Source organism: Bryobacter aggregatus MPL3, from assembly GCF_000702445.1.
Lineage (GTDB): Bacteria > Acidobacteriota > Terriglobia > Bryobacterales > Bryobacteraceae > Bryobacter > Bryobacter aggregatus.
Window position 1 is genome coordinate 303,213 of record NZ_JNIF01000004.1, and the last position, 21,156, is coordinate 324,368.

Genomic DNA, 21,156 nt, shown 5'->3' on the forward strand with positions numbered 1-21,156 from the left:
TTTCTCCTGTTCGCTGAGGTATTGGGGGGCAACGATCAAGAGCTCATTGAGCGCTTGAAAAAACGTGATCCTCAAGCAATGTCTGATCTTTACGACCGGTATTCGCGAGTCGTATTCTCCATCATCCTGCGCATTGTGCGCGATGCTTCGGTTGCGGAGGAACTGGCTCAGGAGACTTTTTTGCGCGCCTGGACCCGAGCTACTGAGTTTGACGCAGGGCGAGGCAGGATCGGTCCCTGGTTGTTGACGATTGCGCGCAATCGGGCCATTGACTATCTGAGATCGAGCGCGGGGCAGCAGCAGGCAAACACTTTTGAGTTAGTTTCATCCGAAAGGCTCACACTTTTCGTCCATACAGAAGACAGGATGCTTGAGCAGGAACAGGCACGCAGGATTCGATCGGCGTTCTCGAAGTTGACCGAGAATCAACGCGCGGTCCTCGAACTGGCCTATTTTGAAGGGTTATCGCAGTCGGAGATGGCAAACAAGCTGGGACAACCCCTCGGAACTGTCAAAACCTGGGTGCGAACGGCACTGAGCACGTTGCGGGAGAGTTTCCATGTCGCTTGAAAATCTCGATCCGCTCGATCAGGACGTTCTCTACGAACTCTTTACGTTGGGTCTGCTGGAACCGGAGCAAATGGCCGAAATCCGTGCGCGTCTGGAATCGGGAGATGCCGTGACGGTGGCGGGTTTGCAGCGGGCCGCTTCGCTGACAAGTTCATTCGCCTATCTTGCGCCGGAAGCAAGGGCGCCGAAACAACTGCGCCGTCGTCTCATGCTGGCGGCAGGTGCGCAGGAACGCGGCATCGGATGGCGGTGGATTGTCGGCCTGGCTGCTGTCTGTGCCACGCTGCTGGTGATTTGCCTGAACATCCGTCAGGATGTGGAACGCCGGGAGACGCAAATCGCAGAGCTGCGCCGCCAATTGTCTGATCGCGACAGGCTGGTGGCGCAGGCGAAGGATTATTACGACTTCCTCCGGCAGCCCGCAACGATCAGCGTGAAGTTTGGCGACGGGCAGCCCGCGCCGCCTCGCGGCCATGTGTTTGTCAATCGCGATCGGGGCGTACTGTTGTTTGCCAGCAATCTGCCTGCGATGCCGGCGGGGCAGGTGTTTGAGATGTGGCTGGTGCCCAAACAGGGTGCGCCCATTCCCGCGGGCGTCTTCCGGGGAGAAAACGGAGATGGTGTGCACTTGCGTCCGGGAGCTTTAGACCCGGCAAGCATCGCCGCCATTGCCGTCACACTGGAGCCGGAGAGCGGCTCGGCGACCCCGACGATGCCGATCCTGTTGGCTGCTCCCCTTCAGGCGGAGTAAGCGATCGCCTTCCAGTAGATTGCCGTTCCACATGGCGTTCCATCCGGCATGAGTGCAAAGCCAGGGATCATGCCCGTCCGGGTGTAGCCTAAACGGTCGTAGAGCGATTCCGCACCACCACCGACGGCTGTGTCCAGCACGAGGAGTGTCTTGCCCGCTTGGGCGGCTGCTCTTTCAATGGCTTCCATCAATGCGGACGCGACGCCCTGGCCACGAGCCTTCCGATGGACGAGGAGCTTTGAGATTTCAGCGCGGTGCGGCTGATTTTCAGCCAAACCCACCACTGCCTGCACGGTTCCCACGAGGATGCCGTCTGTGCTCGCCACGAGCAGGAGCCGTACACCGGTTTCGATCTCGTGAAACACCTGGTCGAAGAAGCGAAGCGCCTTTTCCTGCGAGAGAGGCGCCAGGAAACTCACACTCGCGCCCCCGTCGACACAATCGATGAGGATCTCGGCGAGACGAGGAATCTGTCCCCGATCCTGGGCCGAGAGCTGGCGAATCTGAATCATTTTCAGATAGTTTACTGTGGTTCGGTAATGAGCTTGGATTCCGAGCGAAACTTGCGGAACTTGTCGTAGCTGACTTCCGCACCAACACGTTTCAGCTTGCCCAGCAGCCGCGCATCGGCACGGACATCGATCTTCTTGGGGAGCCAGACTTCATTGTTGATAAAGGCCTGTTGGAACAGAATGTGCGCGCCTTCACTGAGCCGGAAGAGAAACCAGCCGAACGAAATGGTATCGGTTGTCGTCATCTCCATTCGCACCAGTTCGTAGCTGGCTTCATCGATCCAGACATGGCCGCGGACCTTCTTCATCTGGTCGGCCCGGCGGCCCTTGCCTGTAAAGCCGGGGCGCTGATCGCCGCGAATCTTCCAGGTTGGGCGTCCGTCCATGGTTTCTTTGCCCTCTAGGCTGAAGTTGAAGGCTTCCAGGACTTCGCGCCTGCCTTCCAGCTCTTCCTTGCGATCTTTCTCGGTTTCGCCCCGGCGTTTGGCTCGCTCCTTCGGGCTTTCGTTCTGGATTTTCGCGACTTCCTTGTCGACGCGCTTCTGCTCGGCAGCCTGTTCCTTCTCAGTCAGGCGCTTGCCGTTCTTGATGAGGTGCCGTTCGAGAGGAGAGCCATCGACGTGAAAAATTTCGTCGAGATTTTCTTTGGTTTCCTCGACGCGGCCATTCTTATCCAGGAATCGAAGGATAGTCTTGCGCTCGTAGAGATAGGTATCTTGCAACGCAAAGTTGCGGGCGTCCTTTTCCATGGCGCGGCGAACAATGTCGCGCGCATCCTGTGCCGTGAGTGAAGCGGCAAATAAAAAGGGGAAGAGCTTAAGAACGCAACGCTGCATTCTCTCCACGCCCAGCCAAGGCTCGAACACTCGGCCCCCCACAGAGTCCGACTCCGACGTTCTGTAAAGCGTGCAGCAAGTTATAGAAAACCTGGTAGATCATCTGTTCATTCACCGCGACCCGGCCCGGCAGCTTGAACTTGGTGGAGATCTCTTTGGCGATGTGCATGCGCAGGCCATTGGGGGAGGGATTCCCACGGCGGTCCTTCAGATTTGCAATGGCGATCGGGGTTTGCAAAACGTTGCCGCTCGCCCCATCGACATAGAACTGGCAGCGGGAGAACCACCCGAGGTTTCCGGGATCTGAGGCATCAAAGAGGAGCAGCGGCGCCTGACGCTCTTGTGCGGTCAGATCGACGATCCACGCACGGTTCGTCTCCTCCAAATGGAGATCGAAGCCGGCCTGACTGGCGATACCGCCCAGCGCCTCAGCGTCTAGTTCCAGGAGAATGTACTTCTCGATGCCAGCCTGCAATACCTGCATTCGTTCCTTTTATTTTACTATCGGGACAGGTGTCTTCTTCTACTCCCCTCTTTCTTTTCGATATTGACGGCACCATCGTGTCCAAAGCAGGCCCCCACCACCGCATCGCGCTGGAGTATGCGGCCAGCCGGGCAGCCGGCCGGCCGATCTCCTGCGAAGGCGTGCCGGTGGCAGGAATGCTCGATCGCGACATTCTGCGTCTGATGTTGAGCAATGCCGGGGTGGCGGACAAGCACATTCTGCGCTGGATTCCGGCGATTGTCGCCGAGGCGCAACGGCACTATCCCCGGATCTGTCCCGATCTGCGGCATCGTGTCTGTTCTGGAATGCGGCCCTTTCTCGCCCGGCTGAAACGGCGCGGCATTCCGCGCGGTTTGGTGACCGGCAATCTGTCCCGCATCGGCTGGCACAAGATGCAACAGGCTGGCCTGCGTCATTTTTTCCAGTTCGGCGCCTTTGCGGAAATGGGCAAGACCCGGTCGGAACTGGTGGCGATTGCGATGGAGCAGGCCCGGCGCCAGGGATTGGCGAAGCCTGCGGCCAAGGTCTATCTGGTGGGCGATCATCTCAACGACATCCGTGCGGCGCGCGACAACGGGATCGCCATCATCAGCATGACGACCGGCATTCTGTCCCGTACGGAACTGGCTGCGTTTTCTCCCGATTTTCTGCTTGATGACATCCGGGCATTGCCATCAGCCATAATAGAAAGTTAAATGTTCGCCCTTCGAGCTATTGCCCTGTGTGCCGCATTGCTCTGTGCCTCATGCAGCTTCCAATCGTCCGAACCGCCATCGCCCCCTACCAAGATTATTCTTGGCGGCACCTTGATCGATGGCACCGGCCGGCCTCCCATTCCCAACTCTCTGGTGATTGTTGCGAAAGGGAAAATTGTTGCTGCTGGAGCGGCCTCTGATTTGAAAATTCCCGAAGGCGCGGTCAAAACAAATTCAACCGGACTCTTTGTGACTCCCAGCCAGATGGGCGGCCGTCTCGAGTTCGATGCTCCTGCCGATCTGTTTTTGGTCTCGGCGAACCCAATTGAAAATCCCCTTGTGCTCGGAAGTCCGATGCGCGTGATGAAGGCAGGCGAATGGTCGGATGACAACAGGAAGTAACCCGGCCATACCTGGGCCGCACGAGGACCCAGCCCAGTCGCTCTCGGTGAAGCGAGCGGAAGTTGAATTTCACAATTTTGCCAGTCTAGGGGAACCCGAACGCGCTGTTGGCGTGTACCTCGAAGAAAACGTGCGCCGCGGCGAAATTGTCGACGATTTGCGCGAATTTATCGGTCCCATGACGCCATTCCTCGAGATCGGGGCAAACGCGGGGCACTCCAGCTACATGCTGGCGAATCAGTATGGAGCCGAGGGCTTTGCGCTCGATATCTCGGAAGATTCGCTACGCTACGGCATTGCCTTACGGGAGCGCTGGCAGCTCGAAAAGTCTCCGATGCTGGTGGCTGGCGACGCGCTCCATCTCCCCTTCAAAGACAACTCGCTCCGGATGGTGGTGGCCTTTCAGATGCTGTCGCAGTTTATGGACATCGAGAGCGTGTTTCTCGAAGTGAAGCGCGTGCTCCAGCCAGGCGGCATCTTCTTCTTCGCCGAGGAGCCCATGCGCCGCCTGCTGACGGCGAGGCTCTACCGATGCCCCTACTACGACACGATGAAGCCCTGGGAGCGCAAGCTCTCCGATTGGGGGCTGCTTGGATTTCTGGTGAAGGACGTAATCGGAGCGCACCAGGAAGAATCCTTTGGCATCCGGCAGAATCACCGCATGGATCTTGGCGACTGGCATCGCCTGATCAAGAAGCATTTTGACGACCAGCGTTATAAGCTCTTTGTCCCTGAGCACGGCTGGGCCGAGACCTTGGTCAAGAAAATTGCGATCCAATTAGACCCGAATAAATCGGAATGGCGGGCTGCGCGTCTGATGGGCGGCACGCTGGGAGCCATCTGCCGTAAGGCTGGCGAGGCGCCGGTGCAAACAGGTCCCGTGCAGTATGACAAGTTGCTGCGTTGTCCGGACTGCGGTGGCGATATGGCGAGGAATGAAAGCCATGCGATTTGCTGCTCCTCCTGTAGTTACGAAGCGCCCTGGAAGGACGGCGTCTACAACCTGTTGCCGTCACATGACAAGCGCGAGTTGTATCCTGGCGAGCGCAACGACATCATCGATTTCTCCTTGCCTTCGCACGAAAAGCATCTTGGCCATGGCTGGTATGACATCGAAGGCGTTTATGGCAACAAGTTCCGCTGGATTGGTGCGCGTGCCTCCGCTTGGCTTGAGAATGTGAAGGGCGGAGAACAGCGGCTGCGCTTGCGCGGCTTCGCGCCCGAGCCCATCTTCCAGGCGAGTCCACGGCCTGTAGTTGAAGTCTTCGTGAACGGGTTGCCGCTGAAGGCTTGGCCGCTCGATCGGAATGGCTTGTTTGCGCTCGAGACGAATCTGCCTGCCGCGCCGCGTTACGAGTTGGAGATTCGGGTGAGCCCGGTCTGGCGTGCGCCGAACGACACGCGAGAGCTGAGCGTAAACTTCGGCATGTTGCGGCTGATTCCTTTCGAAGCCTGAGCCCTCAGCGCGGCGGTCCCTGTCTTTCCACCCGGGCGCGGAGTGCGGCCCAGCGCCGCTGCCACACGCCACCTTCTCGCATGCGCCGGGCCCAACGTGCCCGCCACCAGCGGACCGCAGGCATACGCCGCCAGATCTCATAAGCCGCATCGCGCAGGGCCATCACCTTGTCGTGAACCCAGCGGCACCAGCCAATCGAGAGCAGTGCTTTTTTCGTCAGTTGAAAAATACGTGCCACCAAGGCCGTGCCAATGATCTTTGCAGCGAAGAGAGTTGCCAGCGCCAGCATCTTCTTGTCCTCTGCCAGCCAATAGACGGCGAGGATCTTCATTGGCAACAGAATCAGGGTGGGGATTCCAAACAGGGCCAGGGCGCCGTAAGGGGGCAAGCCGCGCACCCAGGCCTCAATAGCCCGCAGAAACGGCAATTCGCCCAGAAGGGCGAAGATTGCCGACAGACGCCATTGGATTTCTTCGTAGGCGATTACGACAGACAACACCGCCAGCAGAATCCAACGGCTGCTCCGGCGTAGCCAGCGTTTCACAAACTTAGATTTCCTTGTCGAGCCGTTTCGTGGAGTCGATCCCCAGCCAGCAGAGAGCACCGAGGAAGTAGGCGGCGGCTGAAATGTAGAAGGTGACGGTGAAATCGTTGCCGGTTGCCTCGAGCACGTTGCCGATCACTACTGGAGCGATGCCGCCTGCGAAGTTGCCCATCATATTCATGCTACCGGACAGAGTACCGGCGAACTTGCCGCCAACGTCCATGCAGGTATTCCAGGCAGGAGGCATCACCAGGTCGTTGCAAAAGCTGGCCATGGCGATCACGCCGACGATGATCAGGGGCTCACGCAACTGCATCGCGATCAGAAGCAGAATACCGGCCATGGTCATGCCACCTACGGCAACGATCTTGCGGGCGCGGCGGATGTCGTTCAGGTAGGCGCCCAGTTTGGGCGTAACGAAGCCACTGACCAGGCAGCCGATGCCGCCGAGGAAGAGCGGCATGCCACTGAGGAGTGCGCCCCCGGCCTTCAGGTCGTATTTCAGCGATTCCTTCAGGTAGGTGGGGAACCAGGTGATGTAGAAATACCATCCGTACGAAAGCAGAAAGTATTGGGTCCAGAGTAGCCAGGTGCTACGCGAGGTGGCAAAGCGTCCCCAAGGCGTTTCGCCGTGCTCCTCGGCCATCTTCAGACTGTCGCCGATGACGGCGATCTCAGCGGCGTTGACGTCTTTATGTTCGCGGGGGCTGTTGCGATACCAGAAGTAGAAAACGGCGGTCCACAGGACGCCGAGAGCACCAAAGATCTGGAAGGCGGTTCGCCAGTCGATGGCCCGGAAGAGCGCGGCCATCAACAGCGGCGTGAAGGCGCCACCCCAGCGGGCACTCATCCAGACGATTCCTTGTGCCCGGCTCTTCTCCGGTCCAGGAAGCCAGGTCGAGAACATTTTTGTAATGTTTGGGAAGGCCCCTGCTTCGCCGGCGCCAAATAGGGCTCGGACCACCAGCAGGTAGGTGTAGTTCATCGCCCACCCGGTGGCGGCGGTGAAGAAACTCCACCATAAAACGATTCGGGACAGGACGCTCCGAGCACCCCATTTGTCGCCCATCCAACCGCCCGGAATCTCAAAAAGCGCATAGGCCCAGGCGAATACGGCGAGGACCCACCCGAACTGGGCGGGTGTGAGGTTCAAGTCCTCGCGCATGGCGGGACCGGCGAAAGAAATCGATACGCGGTCGATGTAAGTGATGATCGAGAGTACTACCGCGAATACAATGACCCAATGTCTGGTTCGGCTTGCCTGCATAGACTTTGCCGAGACTATCACATCAGTCTTTAAGGCTTGTCCGAATCCAGTCGAGATAACGCTCAAGTCCATGAACGATGGGCACTGCAATGCCTTCCGGGGTGTCATAAGGATGCAATCCGGAAAGTGCAGCGAGGGCCTGATTCTGCTTGTCGCGGTCGGTTTTCATGATGAGGAGAACCTCTGAGGATTCCTCTAATTTGCCATCCCAGTGGTAGAGGCTTTCAACATTCGGAACAAGACTCACACAAGCGACCAAATGTTTCTCCAAAAGGGTGCGGGCAATGCTTTTTGCAACCTCGAGATTGGGAGCCGTAGAAAATAGAAGACGATATTGGAAATCCTCGACAAACTTCATTGCCTTATCCTTCCACACGGTTTATAACCAAGAGTAGCCCTTGAATTCGATGTTTGAATCAGCCCTCATCCGACGCGCAGGAATCACCCTTGGTTTGTTAACTGCTGGGGTGTACGTAGTGGTGGCACTACTCGGTCCGAATGGTGTTGCGGCCTTGCGCCAACAGCGTCACGACCTTCAACTTCTCGAAACCCGCAATGCGAATCTGGCCCGGGAGCGTGACGAACTTCGTTATCGCGTCACGGCTCTGGAGAAAGACGCGCAAACCCAGGAACTCGAAGCTCGCCGGCAGCTTGGGAAAGCGAAAAAAGGCGAGTTCATTATCAAAGTCGATCCGCCAAAGCAGCAATAAGGGATGACCAGACGCGCGCTCGCCTCGCTTCTGGTTCCTCCCCTCGTCGCCGCGCCCACAGTCCCCAAGCTCAATCACTTCTACGCGACTCTCGATGCTGCGTCGTATCGCGCCATTGAGAATTCGCAGTTCCTGCAGGAACACTTTGCCCCCTTTGAGCGGCGCACCACGGTTCGCAACGACGGTAGCTACACCGGCCTCTATTTTTATGGGGCGGAGACCTACTTTGAGTTTTTTGAAGAATACAAGGGCAATCGAAAGCCAGGAGATGCCGGTCTGGCGCTTGGCATTGAAGCTGAAGGTGGCTCCCAGGCACTTCGGGCGCAGTGGCAGAGCTTAGGCCCCAGTCTGGTGTCGACGGTGACGCGGCAGATGGAGGGGCAGGCGATCGATTGGTTCGACATGGTGAGCTTTGAGGGCGATACCCGGGAGCGCTCCGTTGTTCCTGGTCTGCGCTTGTTCTCGATGGAGTACAAGGCCAGTTTTCTGAAGCGCTGGCATCCGGAGGCCGCCGGGAGCATCCGCCAGTCCGAGATTCTAGCTGCGTATTGCGCCAAGCTGGGACTAGCCGAAACAAGAAAGAACGGCATGCTGAAGGACGTTGCGATGGTCGAGGTCGCCAATCCTGTAGACGGCATCACTCTCCGGGCGCAACAACTGGTTGCTGCGGGTTGGGCTGCCAAAGGCGGAAGCTGCCATGGTCCCAATGCGGTGATTCGTTTTCATGCTGCGGCGCGGTCCCGTGGCATTACGCGGGTGGAATTCACGCTGCAGGGGAATCCGAGGGCAGCGACGCATCGCTTCGGGAAAACTGTGTTGGTGATCCAGCCGAAGCGGGCGATCTGGACATTCCGGCCTTGACGTAGCCTCGCGCCATGCGATATCAACAAGCGGTGTACCGTATCTTTGCTCTCCTCGCACTCAGTTTCAGCCTGGCCGCTGAAACTCCTGAAGAAACGATCAAAGCCGCTGATGTGGCCTGGTCCAAGGCCGTCATCCAGCGTGACTACGCCGCGCTCAATAAGATCTATAGCGCCGACCTGCTCTATGCGCATTCCACCGGGAATATTGAAACCCGGGAGGAATACATCGAACGTCTCAAAGGCGGCAAGCAGCGCTACGACAAAATGACTTTCGAGAAGACACGCGTGATGTTGCATGGCAACACCGCGCTCACCCACTCGATTGTCCGCTTTGAAGGCAAGAACGATTCCGGGGCCTTCAACGACCACCTGATGATGATGCATTTCTGGGTGAAGAACGGCAAGAACTGGGTGCTGCAGGCGCACCAGACGACGCGAATCCCCTAGACCGCAGCGGAACGCGGCGGTGGGGCAGTATGCTAGCTCTCAGAGAACAATTGCAGTGATGACCCACCCCGAAGTTCCCTTGATTGACGAGATTCATCAGGTTTTTATCCGTTCCGCCGTGGCCCGTCTGCGCCAGCAGGAATCACGCATTGAGGATTGCCTGGCGAAATTAACGGACGACCAGATCTGGTCGCGCGGGAATGAGAACTCAAATTCGATTGGCAACATGATTCTCCATCTGGTGGGAAATCTTGGCCAATGGGTTCTGCATGGGATCGGGGGGCAAGCCGATATCCGGCAACGTGAGGAAGAGTTCGCCGCTCGCTCCGGACCCGGAAAGGTGGAACTGGCGGCCCGTCTTCGCGCTCGCATGGAGGAAGTGGTCGCTGTTCTCGAAGCAATTCCTTCTCACCGCCTCCTCTCCATCGTGGAGCCGCAAGGCTATCGAGTTCCTGTCCTCGAAGTGGTCACGCACGTCACGGAACACTTCTACTACCATGGCGGGCAAATCCTTCTGCTGACCAAGCTCTACCTCGACACAGACCTTGGCTATTACCGGCACTTGTCCCAAGGCAATACAGCACACTCCGAGTCTGTTCCCTAATAGAAATTTCAATTACGGTCGATAAAAAAAGATGCAACACGCGGCGTGTTGGCATATCTTAAAGGCGAGGCCAAGTAAGCCATGCGTTCTCTGTCGACCGTCCTTGCGCTCGGATTGTGTTCCTATGCTGCTCTTTGGGCAGAAACCAATGTTTCCATCGCTCCTCAGCTCACAGTGCTTCTGAGTATTGAGGGGAAAAGCTCTCCCTCCACTCTTGCCGAGTTGAAATCAGAATTGGGCGACATTATGAAGGATACGGGGCGTACGCTCGATGTCCGGTTGCGCCAGGACGCGGCTCCTACCGAAAGCTTTCAGGATGTTGTTCTCGTCAGCCTGAAGGGAACCTGCAAGATGGAGAAATTGCAGGTTTTTAGCGATGAGCGTGGGCCGCTCGCCTGGACCCATTCCACGGATGGAGCGGTTTTGCCCTTTGCCGAAGTTTCCTGCGATCGGATTGCCCGTTCTGTCGCGTCTGAATTGTGGGGCGGCCAGCGCAATCAAGCCGATAAATATCTGGGCCGGGCGCTGGGCCGGGTGTTGGCTCACGAGCTGTACCATATCCTCGGGCAGACACATGAGCATAACCTGGACGGCTCGGTTGCGAAAGAAGCACTCTCTGCGAAGCAGTTGATTTCCGACAAACGGATTGGCTTCGATGTGCGCGACCTCAATCGTATGATCCCCTAGAGGGATGACTGCAGAAATTCCTGCCGGCCTCCGCGCTGGCGACGACAAGCTGCTGCGCTGTTTCTGGTGTGGCGACGATCCCCTGTACCAGCGCTATCACGACACGGAATGGGGCTTTCCGGTTCGTGACGACCGGCGTCTTTTTGAGAAGATCGTCCTCGAAGGTTTCCAGGCAGGCCTGAGCTGGATAACGATTCTGCGAAAACGGGAGACCTTTCGCGCCGCCTTCGCCAATTTCGAGATGCAGCAGGTGGCGCAGTTTGGCCCTGCCGACGTCGAGCGTCTGCTGCAGGATGCGGGAATCATCCGCCATCGGGGCAAGATCGAAGCGGCCATTCACAATGCGTCGCAGGCGATTCGTCTGGTGGAAGAGTTCGGAAGCCTATCCTCTTACTTCTGGGAGTTCCAGCCCCGGCAGGCGGATGCATTGTCCAAAGATCTGAAGAAACGCGGATGGAAGTTTGTTGGACCCACCACCGTTTACGCCTTCATGCAGGCGATGGGTTTGGTGAATGACCATATCGAAGGATGTTATGTGCGAGAAAAAGCACAATTCGGGCGATAAAGTTTTCGGAATGCGGGTCGATTTGTAGGGTAGGAGTTCGAATTTGAGACCCTATAGCCCGGTTCCACCGGTGCGCCCAATTCAGAAAGTTCCACCGGAGCGTCCGGTGAGGCCTCTCCCGAGGAAGCAATCCTAGGCGGGAAAACATCTTCGATTCCTCTTCGTTTCCCAGGGCATCCAAGCAATTGGCGATACTAAGAAGAGAGACAATCGATACACATGAACTGGAAGTTCTTTTGGCGCTTGAACGCTCATGTTCAATTGGCGCCTATCCTCGAGTCCGGCGAAGAAACCCTCATCGGCGGGCAAGCAGTGATGGAAGGCGTCATGATGCGCGCTCCTCATTCCTATTGCGTTTCTGTGCGCAAGGCGAATGGCGAGATCGTGTCGGAAACCGCTCCTCTGGCGAAAGTCAGCGACAAGTACCCCATTTTCAAGCTTCCGGTCTTGCGCGGCTTGGGCACGCTCGGCCAGGCGATGAGTCTGGGCATGAAGGCGTTGAAGTTTTCCGCTGACGTCCAGCTTGCCGACGAAGAAGCGAAGAAACAGCCGCTTGCCTCCAGCGGCGAGGCCAAAGAGAAGAAGCCGACTGAGATTCCGGCTTGGGCCATGGCTGGGCAACTCGCCTTCAGCCTGATCTTCTTTATCGTGCTCTATAAATTTGTTCCGCTCTGGCTGACCGAACAGTTGAAGACACAGTACCCGGTTCTCGAAGGCCGCATCCTGTTCAACCTGGTGGATGGTCTGATCCGCATTGCGATTTTCCTCGCCTTCCTCTATGGCATCTCGCGCGCGAAAGACATCCGGCGCGTGTTCCAGTACCACGGCGCCGAGCACAAGGTGGTTTTCAATTACGAATCCGGCCAGCCGGTGACTGTCGCAAATGCGCAGAGCTTTGTGACCTTCCATCCGCGCTGCGGCACTAGCTTCCTGATCGTGGTGATGCTGATCTCGATGGTGCTGTATATGTTCTTGCCCTTCGATACGATGCTGGGCAAGTTTCTGGCGCGCATCGCGCTCTTGCCGGTGGTCGCCGGACTTTCTTACGAACTGATTCGCTTTGCCGCGAAGAACAAGGGCAGTCTGCTCACGATCCTCGCCGCGCCGGGTCTCTGGCTGCAACGGATTACGACGCAGCCCCCCGATGACGGCCAGGCCGAAATCGCAATTCACGCACTCCAGGGCGCCATGGAACTCGAGAAGTCCCAGGGTGGCCCACTCGTCATCGCATAACTCAAAACCTCAATGGCCATTATTCCAATCGACAAGCTCAATGAAATTGAGCAACATTTTGAACAACTCAATGCCGACATGGCAAATCCGGAAGTCATTGCAGACTCCGAGCGGTATCGAAAAACCACCAAGACGGTGTCGGAACTCGGCGATGTGGTGGAAGTCTTCCGCCGCTACAAGGACCTGAAATCGCGCTTCGACGGCGCGCGCAGCATGTTGTCGGAAACCGACGCCGATCTCGTCGAAATGGCCCGGATGGAGATTGCGGAAGTGGAGCCGGAGATCGCCAAGGCGGAAGAGGAATTGCAACTGCTGCTGGTGCCCAAGGATCCGAATGACTTCAAGGACGTCGTTCTGGAAATCCGTGCCGGCGCTGGTGGCGATGAGGCCAGTCTCTTTGCGGCGGAAGTCTTCCGCATGTATACCCGCTACGCGGAACTCGTGGGCTGGAAGGTGGAAGTGCTGGATGTTTCGGAATCTGGTGCTGGTGGTTATAAGGATGTGTCGGCGATCATCTCGGGCAAGAAAGTCTACTCGGTGATGAAGTACGAGGGCGGCGTGCATCGCGTGCAACGCGTTCCGGCGACGGAAGCCCAGGGCCGCATCCACACTTCGACGATTACGGTGGCTGTGCTGCCCGAAGCCGATGAAGTGGAAGTGCACATTGAACAGAAGGATCTGCGTGTCGATACCTTCTGCTCGTCGGGTCCCGGCGGTCAGAGTGTGAACACGACCTATTCGGCGGTGCGTCTGACCCATATTCCGACCGGCGTTGTGGTTTCGATGCAGGACGAAAAGTCGCAGATCAAGAATCGCGAAAAGGCGATGCGTGTGTTGCGTTCGCGCCTGTACGAGTTGGAGATGGAAAAGCAGAGCGCCGCGCTGAGTTCGGAGCGCAAGTCGATGGTGGGTTCGGGCGATCGCTCGGAGAAGATCCGCACCTACAACTTCAAAGAGAATCGCGTGACCGACCACCGGATTGGCCTCACCATCCACCAACTCGATCAGGTGATGGAAGGCAAGCTCGATCCCTTCATCAGTGCGCTCACCGCTCATTACAACGCTGAGAAGCTGAAGAGTGTCGACTGAGCTGACGATCGGGAAAGCGCTGATGCAGGGCATCGCGCTGCTCACCGAGGAGAAGATCGAGCCACCCCGGCTTACGGCAGAACTCCTGTTGATGCACGCGCTCCGCAAGGAGCGCGTTTTCCTTTTCAGCCATTCGGGCGATCCTTTACCGGAGCTGGCCTGGATCCACTATGGCCGCTACCTGCATGAGCGCATCGCGGGTAAACCGGTACAGTACATCATCGGGAAACAGGAATTCTTCTATCGCGATTTCAAGGTGCGTCCGGGAGTGCTGATTCCGCGGCCGGAGACTGAGCATCTGATTGAACGCATTCTGGCGCTGCCGAAGCCGTTGGGGCGGATTGCCGATGCGGGTTCCGGGTCCGGTGCCATTTGTGTGACTCTTGCGGCGGAACTGCGGCAAGCGGTTGTGGGGATCGACCGTTCCCCGATCGCCTTGGCGGTGACCCAAGAGAATGCGGCGACGCATCGGGCAAATGTGCCGTTGGTACAAAGCGATTGGCTCAGCGCGATTGCACCGGCTTCGCTCGACATTCTTGTTTCCAATCCACCCTACATCGCAGAAACAGACAAGCCGACGCTGCAGCGCGAGGTGCGTGATCATGAGCCGGAACTCGCGCTGTTTGCTGGGGCCGATGGTCAGGACGCGTACCGGATTCTTGAGCGGCAATCGAGGAAAGTCTTGAAGCCGAAGGGCCGGATTGTCCTTGAGATCGGCTCGATCACGACCCGTGAGATCTTTGCCGATTGGTCCGCGATTGAAATCCAGAATGATCTGGCCGGGCGGCCGTGTTTGCTGACGGCGATCCGGCCTTAGCGCCTGAGTGCTGGAATCGACAGGGAGAGGGGATTGCGTTGACCGCCCTCAGGCGCTGACGGTGACCAGATTGTTCAGGAAGGCCTGATCTTGAACGAAGTAGACGCTCGGAGCGGTTTTACTGACCGGGCGCACCACCTTCATTGCGTGGTAGACCACTCCCGAGGGAGGCAGTTCTCCAGCGACGATGTGCTTGCGGTACCAGGCTTCAAAAGCCTTCTTGTCTGTGCTGGCCGCTGCAATGGTGTAGACCAACGAGTTCTTGGTTTCTCGTACGCCGAAGCCAACTTTTGCATCGATGGAGATGTGGTAGAAATCTTTGCGCTTCGCCTTTGTCCAGGCATCGAGATCTGGAACAAAGGCGGGAGAGAAGTGCCCATAACTGTCAAATAGAGTGGGCGCGCTCAGACTCTGGGCGCCAAAGAACTCGAGGAAAGCCTCCATCGTGTCCTTTGAGATGCCCATATTGCAAGCACGGATGGCGAGATGTTTGAGCTGGATCTCCTGTACCTGAGTCCTCTTTGCCCGGAGTGCGGCAACCTGCGCTTCGGTCATCCGGGTGAGTGTTGCCAGATCGGCATTGGTCCGGATCGGAGTGCGGATCGTCGTTCCTCCTTCGATGGTGATGTTCCGATTGCGATCGGCAGCGAGCGCAACCATCAGATCCCGTTCTGCTCCGGAACTTGCTCCCTCGCGGAGAGGGAGCGCGAGTCCATTGCCATCGCCGTGGCTCACAATGAGGACTTCCCGATCCTTTGCCGCGATGATCTGGTCGAGGATCGAATCGAGCGTCATTTTCTCAAGGAGAACGACCTTCTTAACGTTCATTTGTTTCGATTTACTGATGGGCTCCACTGGATTGCTGGCGTACCAAGGAGGGGCAAAGGGATGACCTTTGTCGCCTCCCTGGACGATGGCGAGCCCAAACAGCGGGAGTCTCCCGCGGCCCTGAATCCGGTAAGGAAGCCCTCGCTCCCAATGGCTTGCTGCTTCCCAGGCTTCGGCTTCCAGTTCCGCAACGGTGTTGTGGCCCGGACGCCGGAGTTGTTCGAGATGTGCCGCTTCATGGAGCAGGAGCCGCAGCAGGGAACTCCGCGGGAGGCGGAGCGCCGCACTGTGAATCAGAATGGTTTCCGCGTCATCTGCTTGTGCCAGCGCCAGCTTCGGCTGGAGGGTGGCGTCGATTTCCGGGCCCGTTCGGAGGATAGTGTGCATGGTGATCTTTCGAAAGCTGCTGATCGGAGATTCCGCGACCCAGCGCCTCGTTACCGAGCCGTACAATGAAAGTTCTCAGGTTCCTTTGCAGTGAAAACCATCTTCCACGTCGACATGGACGCGTTCTTCGTCTCCGTTGAAGAGCTCTTCGACCCCTCTCTGGTCGGCAAGCCAGTGGTGGTGGGAGGGAAGGGGGACCAGCGAGGCGTTGTCTCCGCAGCCAGTTATGAGGCGCGCAAGTATGGACTCCATTCGGCGATGCCACTCCGCACCGCCTATCAACTTTGTCCGCATGCCATCTTCATCGACGGCCAGATGCATCGCTACCGTGAGTATTCCGACAAGGTGGAGGCGGTGCTACGCGATTTCTCTCCGCTGGTGGAAATGGCTTCGATCGACGAAGCCTATCTCGATATGACCGGGTGTGAGCGGCTTTGGGGACCGCCGCTCCAGGCGGCGCACCGGCTTCACGAACGGATCCACGCAGCGACCGGACTCAATTCCTCCATCGGTGTGGCGAATAGCAGACTTGTTGCCAAAATCAGCTCCGACCAGGCGAAACGCAACGGCGTTCTATGGATTCTTCCTGGGACCGAAGCGCAGTGGCTGGCCCCGCTTGAAGTGAAGCGGATTCCCGGGGTCGGGAAAGTGACGGAAAAGCAGCTTGCCGAGATCGGAATTCGACGCATTGGTGATCTGGCGGCGTTGAACGAGGGCTTTCTGGAAAAGCGCTTTGGCAAGTGGGGCCTTGCGCTGGCTGGAAAGGCGCAAGGTCAGGATGCCGGAGGCTGGTTCGATGCGGTGATCGGCGTCGAGGAGGCCCCCAAGTCCATCAGCCACGAACACACCTTCCATGAAGACACGGTCGATCTCGACCTTCTGCGCGCCACGCTGGTCCGGCTGGTCGAAAAGGTGATGAAACGGCTGCGAGAGCACCGGCTCCATGCGCGTACGGTGCAACTGAAGCTTCGCTTTGCGGGCTTTGAAACGATTACGCGGGCGAAATCTCTCGGAGACTCTACCGACATCGATCGCGATGTGGTGGAACCGATTCTGGGGCTATTTACGCACAACTGGCCTGCCGGACGTCCGGTGCGCCTGCTGGGCGTGCAGGTCTCTCAGTTGACCGACCAGTTGCCGCACCCCAACCTGCTCACCGGCGAGGAAGACCGCAAATGGCGCGGCGCACTGCAGGCAGCTGACAAGCTCAAAGATAAATATGGTGAGGGCACCCTGCATCTGGGGGGCGCGCTCAAGGGCATCTACCGCGACCGCGTTCACGAAGCGGCGCCGAAGTCACCGCCTAAGAAGTAGCGAGTAGCGCCTCGACGGCGGCCCAGTCGCTTCCGGCGCCGAAATTGGCCATTTTCAAGCTGGGATCGATATTCTTCACTAGTCCGCAAAGTACCTTTCCGGCGCCGATCTCAATGCCATGGGTTACCCCTTCGGCGGTGAGCACGCGTACCGAATCTGTCCAGCGGACCGGATTGGGAATCTGCTCCAACAGACCTCGCCGGGCTTCAGCGCCATCGGTGACGACGGCGGCCCGCCAGTTGTTGACCAGCGGTACGGTGAGATTGCGGAACTCCGTTGCGTCCAGGTCCGGCCGTAGGGCATCTTGGGCGGGCTTCATCAGCGGGCAATGGAAGGGGGCACTGACGGGCAGCGCGACGCAGCGCTTGGCGCCGGCGGCTTTGGCCAGTTCCATGGCGCGTTCCACTGCGCCTTTGTGACCGGCGATGACAATCTGGTCGGGAGAATTCAGATTCGCCGCCGTCACCACTTCGCCTTGGGCTGCTTCTGCCAGTACTGCATCCAAAGCTTCGATCGGTAGCTTCAAGATGGCAGCCATAGCCCCGACTCCGGCTGGGACGGCCTGCTGCATATCCTGTCCACGCTTGCGAACCAGGCGGAGCGCCGCGGCAAAATCGAGACTCCAGGCGGCGACCAGCGCAGAGTACTCGCCCAGGCTATGGCCCGCAACATAGGCGGGAGTGGGCGCGCCCAGGCTACGCAGAACACGCAATGCGGCCACGCTGGTGGCTACCAGGGCGGGTTGGGTGTTTTCGGTGCGCTTCAAATCCTCTTCCGGCCCCTCAAAACAAAGAGTGGACAACGGGAAGCCGAGGGCCTCGTCCGCTTCGGCAAAAGTTTCTCGTGCGATGGCAAATTCCTTGGCCAACTCCGCACCCATTCCGGCAAACTGTGACCCCTGTCCGGGGAACAAAAACGCAATCTTCATAAAATGTAACTTCTGCTCTCGATACAATCATCTTAATCTTCCAAGGAGTCCGCCCACTTGCGTTTAAGCGAAATCTGTATCCAGCGACCTGTTTTCGCGTTGATGCTCATCATGTTTCTTGTGGTGATGGGCGTGTTCAGCTTCATGGGGCTGGGAGTCGACCTCTTCCCGAAATCGGATGTGCCCACCGTCAATGTGCGCATTAACCTGCCGGGCGCCAGTCCGGAAGAAATGGTGAGCCAGGTGGTGCTCCCGATGGAAGAAGCGATTGCTTCTGTCGCTGGCATTGATGAGCTGGTGGCCCGCGTCACCGAAGGCAATGCGAATATCCAGATCAACTTTGTGCTCGACCGGAATATCGCTGAGGCCGTCAATGATGTCCGCGAGAAGGTCAGCTCGGCACAACGCAAATTACCTCCGAATACCTTGGCGCCGACGGTGACCAAGAGCGATCTCGATGCGGACTCCATCATGCGTGTCGCGTTGTCCGGACAACGCCCCATCCGCGACCTGACGGAGCTTGCCGACAAGACTGTGCGCCGTTCGCTCGAGACGGTGGATGGTGTCGGTATTGTCGACATCCAGGGTGGCCGCAACCGGCAGATCAATGTCTATATGGACATCGACAAGATGAACGCCTATGGCTTGAGCGGACAACAGGTGCAGAGTTCCGTTATGACGGAAAATGTCGAAGCTCCCGGTGGCCGCATTGTAAAAGGCCTGAACGAGATGGGCGTACGCACGCTGGGGCGTGTGGAATCGATCCACGATTTCGACAGCATCATCGTGAAGAATGTGAATGGCTCGCCGATTCGTATCCGGGATATCGGCAAGGTGGAAGACGGGATGAGCGAGCGGCGCAGCTTTGCATATTACAAAGGAACGCCCGCGGTGCTGATCGAGATCCGCCGCCAGACCGGCGTTAACACCGTAAAAGTGGTGGACTCCTTAACCACCCGGATCGAGGAGTTGCAGCGGCAGCTTCCTCCAGGCGTCAAGCTCGACATCATCTCGGAGCAGGCCACCTACATCCGCGCCTCGGTTGCGGCGCTCGAAGAGCATCTGGTGCTCGGCAGCCTGCTAGCTTCGCTGATCATCTGGATTTTTATTCGCGACTGGCGCACGGTTTTCATCAGCTCAATTGCGATTCCAACCTCGATCATCACCACCTTCACGGTGTTGAAAGTACTCGATTTCACGTTGAACTCAATGACCTTGCTGGGGCTAACCCTAGCGGTGGGGATTGTGATCGATGACGCGATTATTGTCATCGAAAATATCTACCGGGTGCTCAACGAGTCAGACATGGAGCCAGCGGAAGCGACTCTTTATGCGACGAAGGAAATCGCGCTGGCGGTGTTGGCCACTACCTTATCGCTGGTGATCGTGTTCATTCCGATTGCCTTTATCAGCGGCTATGCGAAACGCTACCTGAACGAGTTTGGGTGGACGATGGCGGTGTCGATTTTGGTCTCGATGCTGGTCGCCTTTACGCTGACGCCCGCGCTGGCGGCGCGCATGTTGAAGAAGGCGAAGAAAGGTGTTCAGGCGGCCGGTGCGCACCATCGCGGTTGGATGGAGGCGCTCTATGAACGCAGCCTGGTGTGGTCCTTGAACCACCGCACGGTGATCCTGGCGATTTCGCTGCTCACTCTCGGCTCCACCTATTTCCTGTATGACCGGATTGGCAAAGACTGGATGCCACAGGAAGACCAGAACGAACTCGGGGTCTTTATTGAAACGGCCGAAGGCACTTCGCTTGAAGGTACAGAGAAAGTGGCGCTGGCGCTTTCGAAGAAGTTTGAAGCGATTGACGGCGTGACGGCCGTAGTGCCTTCTACGGCGGGTTTTCTGCAGCGCGTCACGATGGCCTATATCTATGTCTTCCTGAAGCCGCAGGACCAACGAGGCTCGATTACCGAGATGGGGCAAAAGGTGCGTGACGTGGCCAAGGAATTTGCTTTTGCCCGTCCGCGTGTGACCTTCCCCAATATTCTGGGTGGCCGCGATTCCTTTGCGCCGATCCGGATGCAGCTTCTCGGGCCGGATATCAACAAGCTGGTTGTGTTTGCCAAGCAACTGAATGCGGAGATGGCGAAGGAACCATCGATTGTCGATATCAAGGTCAACCTCAATCTGAACAACCCGGAATTGCAGGTGAAGATCGATCGTGGTCTTGCTTCCGATCTTGGCGTCCGGGTGAGCGATGTGGCCGACTCCGTCCGCCTGTTGATGTCGGGCGAAGACCAGATCTCGACCTTCAAGGAAGATGCTGAACAATATCCGGTGATGATGCGGCTGCTGCCGCACCAGCGGGATGATCGCAATGTGTTGAGCCGTCTTCTGGTGCCGAGTGCGAAAGGACTGATTCGTCTCGATTCGGTTGCTTCTCTTTCGCAAGGGCTGGGCCCGAGCCGCATCGATCGCTACAACCGCCAGTTCAGCGTGGGTGTCTATGGCAACGTGGCGCTGAACTCTTCGCTCGGCGTTGCTGCTGCGGCGGCGGCGAGTGCGCTCGATCGGGTGGCGCTGCCGCCCGGCTATCGCGTCGCCTATGCGGGACAGGTGAAGGTGCTCGAAGAGACCACCAAGAACATGCTACTCGCCATTGGCCTCGCCTCAATCTTCATGTACATGGTGCTCGCGGCGCAGTTTGAGAGTCTGGTGCATCCGCTGATTATTCTGTCGACACTGCCTCTGTCGATTCCATTTGCACTGCTGTCGCTGATTGTCACTGGCCGTACGATGAATCTGTTTAGCGCGCTGGGTATTCTGCTTCTGCTGGGAATCGTCAAGAAGAACGGCATTTTGCAGATCGACTACATGAACCGGCTGCGGGATCAAGGGCAGCCGCTGTTGAAGGCGATCATTGAAGCAAATTCAGTTCGTCTGCGCCCCATTCTGATGACAACGCTGTCGATTGTTGCCGGTCTGATTCCCACTGCGATTGGCGTTGGAGCTGGTGCAGGTCAGCGCTCGGCGATTGCGATTACGATCATCGGCGGACAGATGCTCTGCCTGTTGCTCACGCTGCTGGTGGTGCCGGTTGGCTATGCTGCCGTAGAGGATTTGAAGGCCTGGTATGCACGCCGCTCCAGTGCGGGACTTCCGGCGACTGCCGGGGCCACCGGCGATTAAGCTAAGCT

General features: G+C 57.8%; 24 protein-coding genes. 16 read left to right on the top strand and 8 right to left on the bottom strand.

Going from position 1 to position 21,156, the window contains the following annotated elements; translation table 11 throughout:
* The first annotated feature begins 78 nt into the window (after positions 1-78).
* Both M017_RS0120950 and M017_RS28075 read left to right on the top strand, forming a co-directional pair.
* The gene (locus M017_RS0120950; protein WP_080508196.1) at positions 79-570 is read left to right on the top strand and encodes a sigma-70 family RNA polymerase sigma factor; all 492 of its coding nucleotides are present in this window, start codon (positions 79-81) and stop codon (positions 568-570) included.
* Positions 560-1,321, top strand: a complete 762-nt coding sequence (locus M017_RS28075; RefSeq protein WP_031500148.1) for an anti-sigma factor — start codon at positions 560-562, stop codon at positions 1,319-1,321. Before M017_RS0120950 ends, M017_RS28075 begins: the two co-directional genes overlap by 11 nt.
* On the opposite strand, the gene M017_RS0120960 is transcribed toward M017_RS28075, so the two are convergent.
* From M017_RS0120960 to M017_RS0120970, 3 genes are read right to left on the bottom strand one after another with little or no spacing between them, the layout of a single operon-like run.
* On the bottom strand, positions 1,309-1,833 hold the full coding sequence (locus tag M017_RS0120960) for a GNAT family N-acetyltransferase (RefSeq protein WP_031500149.1): 525 nt from the start codon (positions 1,831-1,833) through the stop codon (positions 1,309-1,311). The genes M017_RS28075 and M017_RS0120960 overlap by 13 nt on opposite strands.
* A gap of 11 nt (positions 1,834-1,844) precedes the next feature.
* Complete coding sequence (locus tag M017_RS0120965; protein ID WP_031500150.1) at positions 1,845-2,669, bottom strand: LolA-like protein; 825 nt, start codon at positions 2,667-2,669, stop codon at positions 1,845-1,847.
* On the bottom strand, positions 2,650-3,153 hold the full coding sequence (locus tag M017_RS0120970) for a hypothetical protein (protein ID WP_031500151.1): 504 nt from the start codon (positions 3,151-3,153) through the stop codon (positions 2,650-2,652). The genes M017_RS0120965 and M017_RS0120970 overlap by 20 nt, the downstream gene beginning before the upstream one ends.
* A gap of 29 nt (positions 3,154-3,182) precedes the next feature.
* On the opposite strand from M017_RS0120970, the gene M017_RS28080 reads away from it, so the two are divergent.
* From M017_RS28080 to M017_RS0120985, 3 genes are all read left to right on the top strand, one after another.
* Positions 3,183-3,869 (top strand): HAD family hydrolase, encoded by a 687-nt coding sequence (locus M017_RS28080; protein WP_031500152.1) that lies wholly within the window; start codon positions 3,183-3,185, stop codon positions 3,867-3,869.
* Positions 3,870-4,271: a hypothetical protein gene (locus tag M017_RS0120980; RefSeq protein WP_031500153.1), complete on the top strand. Its 402-nt coding sequence runs from the start codon at positions 3,870-3,872 to the stop codon at positions 4,269-4,271.
* A 130-nt stretch (positions 4,272-4,401) separates the two neighbouring features.
* Complete coding sequence (locus M017_RS0120985; RefSeq protein WP_162180002.1) at positions 4,402-5,727, top strand: class I SAM-dependent methyltransferase; 1,326 nt, start codon at positions 4,402-4,404, stop codon at positions 5,725-5,727.
* Between the two features lie 4 nt (positions 5,728-5,731).
* On the opposite strand, the gene M017_RS0120990 is transcribed toward M017_RS0120985, so the two are convergent.
* Genes M017_RS0120990 through cutA form a run of 3 tightly spaced genes read right to left on the bottom strand, consistent with a single transcriptional unit; the run spans position 5,732 to position 7,896 of the window.
* A complete protein-coding gene (locus M017_RS0120990; RefSeq protein ID WP_051670682.1) occupies positions 5,732-6,271 on the bottom strand; it encodes a hypothetical protein in 540 nt (179 codons plus the stop codon).
* A 4-nt stretch (positions 6,272-6,275) separates the two neighbouring features.
* Complete coding sequence (locus tag M017_RS0120995) at positions 6,276-7,538, bottom strand: MFS transporter (RefSeq protein WP_051670683.1); 1,263 nt, start codon at positions 7,536-7,538, stop codon at positions 6,276-6,278.
* Positions 7,539-7,560: 22 nt separating this feature from the next.
* Positions 7,561-7,896 carry a divalent-cation tolerance protein CutA gene (cutA, locus tag M017_RS0121000; RefSeq protein ID WP_031500157.1) on the bottom strand — a complete coding sequence of 112 codons (336 nt, stop codon included), beginning with the start codon at positions 7,894-7,896 and terminating at the stop codon, positions 7,561-7,563.
* Between the two features lie 49 nt (positions 7,897-7,945).
* On the opposite strand from cutA, the gene M017_RS28880 reads away from it, so the two are divergent.
* The 9 genes from M017_RS28880 (at position 7,946) to prmC (ending at position 14,553) form a co-directional block, all read left to right on the top strand.
* Entirely contained in the window at positions 7,946-8,248 is a 303-nt protein-coding gene (locus M017_RS28880; RefSeq protein ID WP_080508059.1) for an FtsB family cell division protein, read from the top strand.
* 3 nt (positions 8,249-8,251) lie between these two features.
* Positions 8,252-9,109, top strand: a complete 858-nt coding sequence (locus tag M017_RS0121010) for a DUF5829 family protein (RefSeq protein ID WP_031500159.1) — start codon at positions 8,252-8,254, stop codon at positions 9,107-9,109.
* 14 nt (positions 9,110-9,123) lie between these two features.
* Positions 9,124-9,558 (top strand): nuclear transport factor 2 family protein, encoded by a 435-nt coding sequence (locus M017_RS0121015; RefSeq protein ID WP_080508060.1) that lies wholly within the window; start codon positions 9,124-9,126, stop codon positions 9,556-9,558.
* Positions 9,559-9,616: 58 nt separating this feature from the next.
* On the top strand, positions 9,617-10,162 hold the full coding sequence (locus tag M017_RS0121020) for a DinB family protein (protein WP_051670684.1): 546 nt from the start codon (positions 9,617-9,619) through the stop codon (positions 10,160-10,162).
* 81 nt (positions 10,163-10,243) lie between these two features.
* Positions 10,244-10,849: a hypothetical protein gene (locus M017_RS0121025; protein ID WP_031500162.1), complete on the top strand. Its 606-nt coding sequence runs from the start codon at positions 10,244-10,246 to the stop codon at positions 10,847-10,849.
* 4 nt (positions 10,850-10,853) lie between these two features.
* Positions 10,854-11,414: a DNA-3-methyladenine glycosylase I gene (locus M017_RS0121030; protein ID WP_031500163.1), complete on the top strand. Its 561-nt coding sequence runs from the start codon at positions 10,854-10,856 to the stop codon at positions 11,412-11,414.
* A 219-nt stretch (positions 11,415-11,633) separates the two neighbouring features.
* Positions 11,634-12,647, top strand: a complete 1,014-nt coding sequence (locus M017_RS0121035) for a DUF1385 domain-containing protein (protein WP_031500164.1) — start codon at positions 11,634-11,636, stop codon at positions 12,645-12,647.
* Between the two features lie 12 nt (positions 12,648-12,659).
* Positions 12,660-13,736 carry a peptide chain release factor 1 gene (gene prfA / locus M017_RS0121040; RefSeq protein WP_031500165.1) on the top strand — a complete coding sequence of 359 codons (1,077 nt, stop codon included), beginning with the start codon at positions 12,660-12,662 and terminating at the stop codon, positions 13,734-13,736.
* A complete protein-coding gene (prmC, locus tag M017_RS0121045) occupies positions 13,726-14,553 on the top strand; it encodes a peptide chain release factor N(5)-glutamine methyltransferase (RefSeq protein ID WP_051670685.1) in 828 nt (275 codons plus the stop codon). The genes prfA and prmC overlap by 11 nt, the downstream gene beginning before the upstream one ends.
* 48 nt (positions 14,554-14,601) lie before the next feature.
* On the opposite strand, the gene M017_RS0121050 is transcribed toward prmC, so the two are convergent.
* On the bottom strand, positions 14,602-15,768 hold the full coding sequence (locus M017_RS0121050) for a hypothetical protein (protein WP_031500167.1): 1,167 nt from the start codon (positions 15,766-15,768) through the stop codon (positions 14,602-14,604).
* A 90-nt stretch (positions 15,769-15,858) separates the two neighbouring features.
* Between M017_RS0121050 and dinB the strand changes: the two genes are divergently transcribed.
* Complete coding sequence (gene dinB / locus M017_RS0121060) at positions 15,859-17,082, top strand: DNA polymerase IV (RefSeq protein WP_035958743.1); 1,224 nt, start codon at positions 15,859-15,861, stop codon at positions 17,080-17,082.
* Here dinB and fabD read toward each other — a convergent pair.
* On the bottom strand, positions 17,072-18,010 hold the full coding sequence (fabD, locus tag M017_RS0121065) for an ACP S-malonyltransferase (protein WP_031500169.1): 939 nt from the start codon (positions 18,008-18,010) through the stop codon (positions 17,072-17,074). The genes dinB and fabD overlap by 11 nt on opposite strands.
* A gap of 57 nt (positions 18,011-18,067) precedes the next feature.
* Between fabD and M017_RS0121070 the strand changes: the two genes are divergently transcribed.
* Positions 18,068-21,148, top strand: coding sequence for an efflux RND transporter permease subunit (locus tag M017_RS0121070; protein WP_155121540.1), 3,081 nt, complete (start codon positions 18,068-18,070; stop codon positions 21,146-21,148).
* The last annotated feature ends 8 nt before the right edge of the window (positions 21,149-21,156 follow it).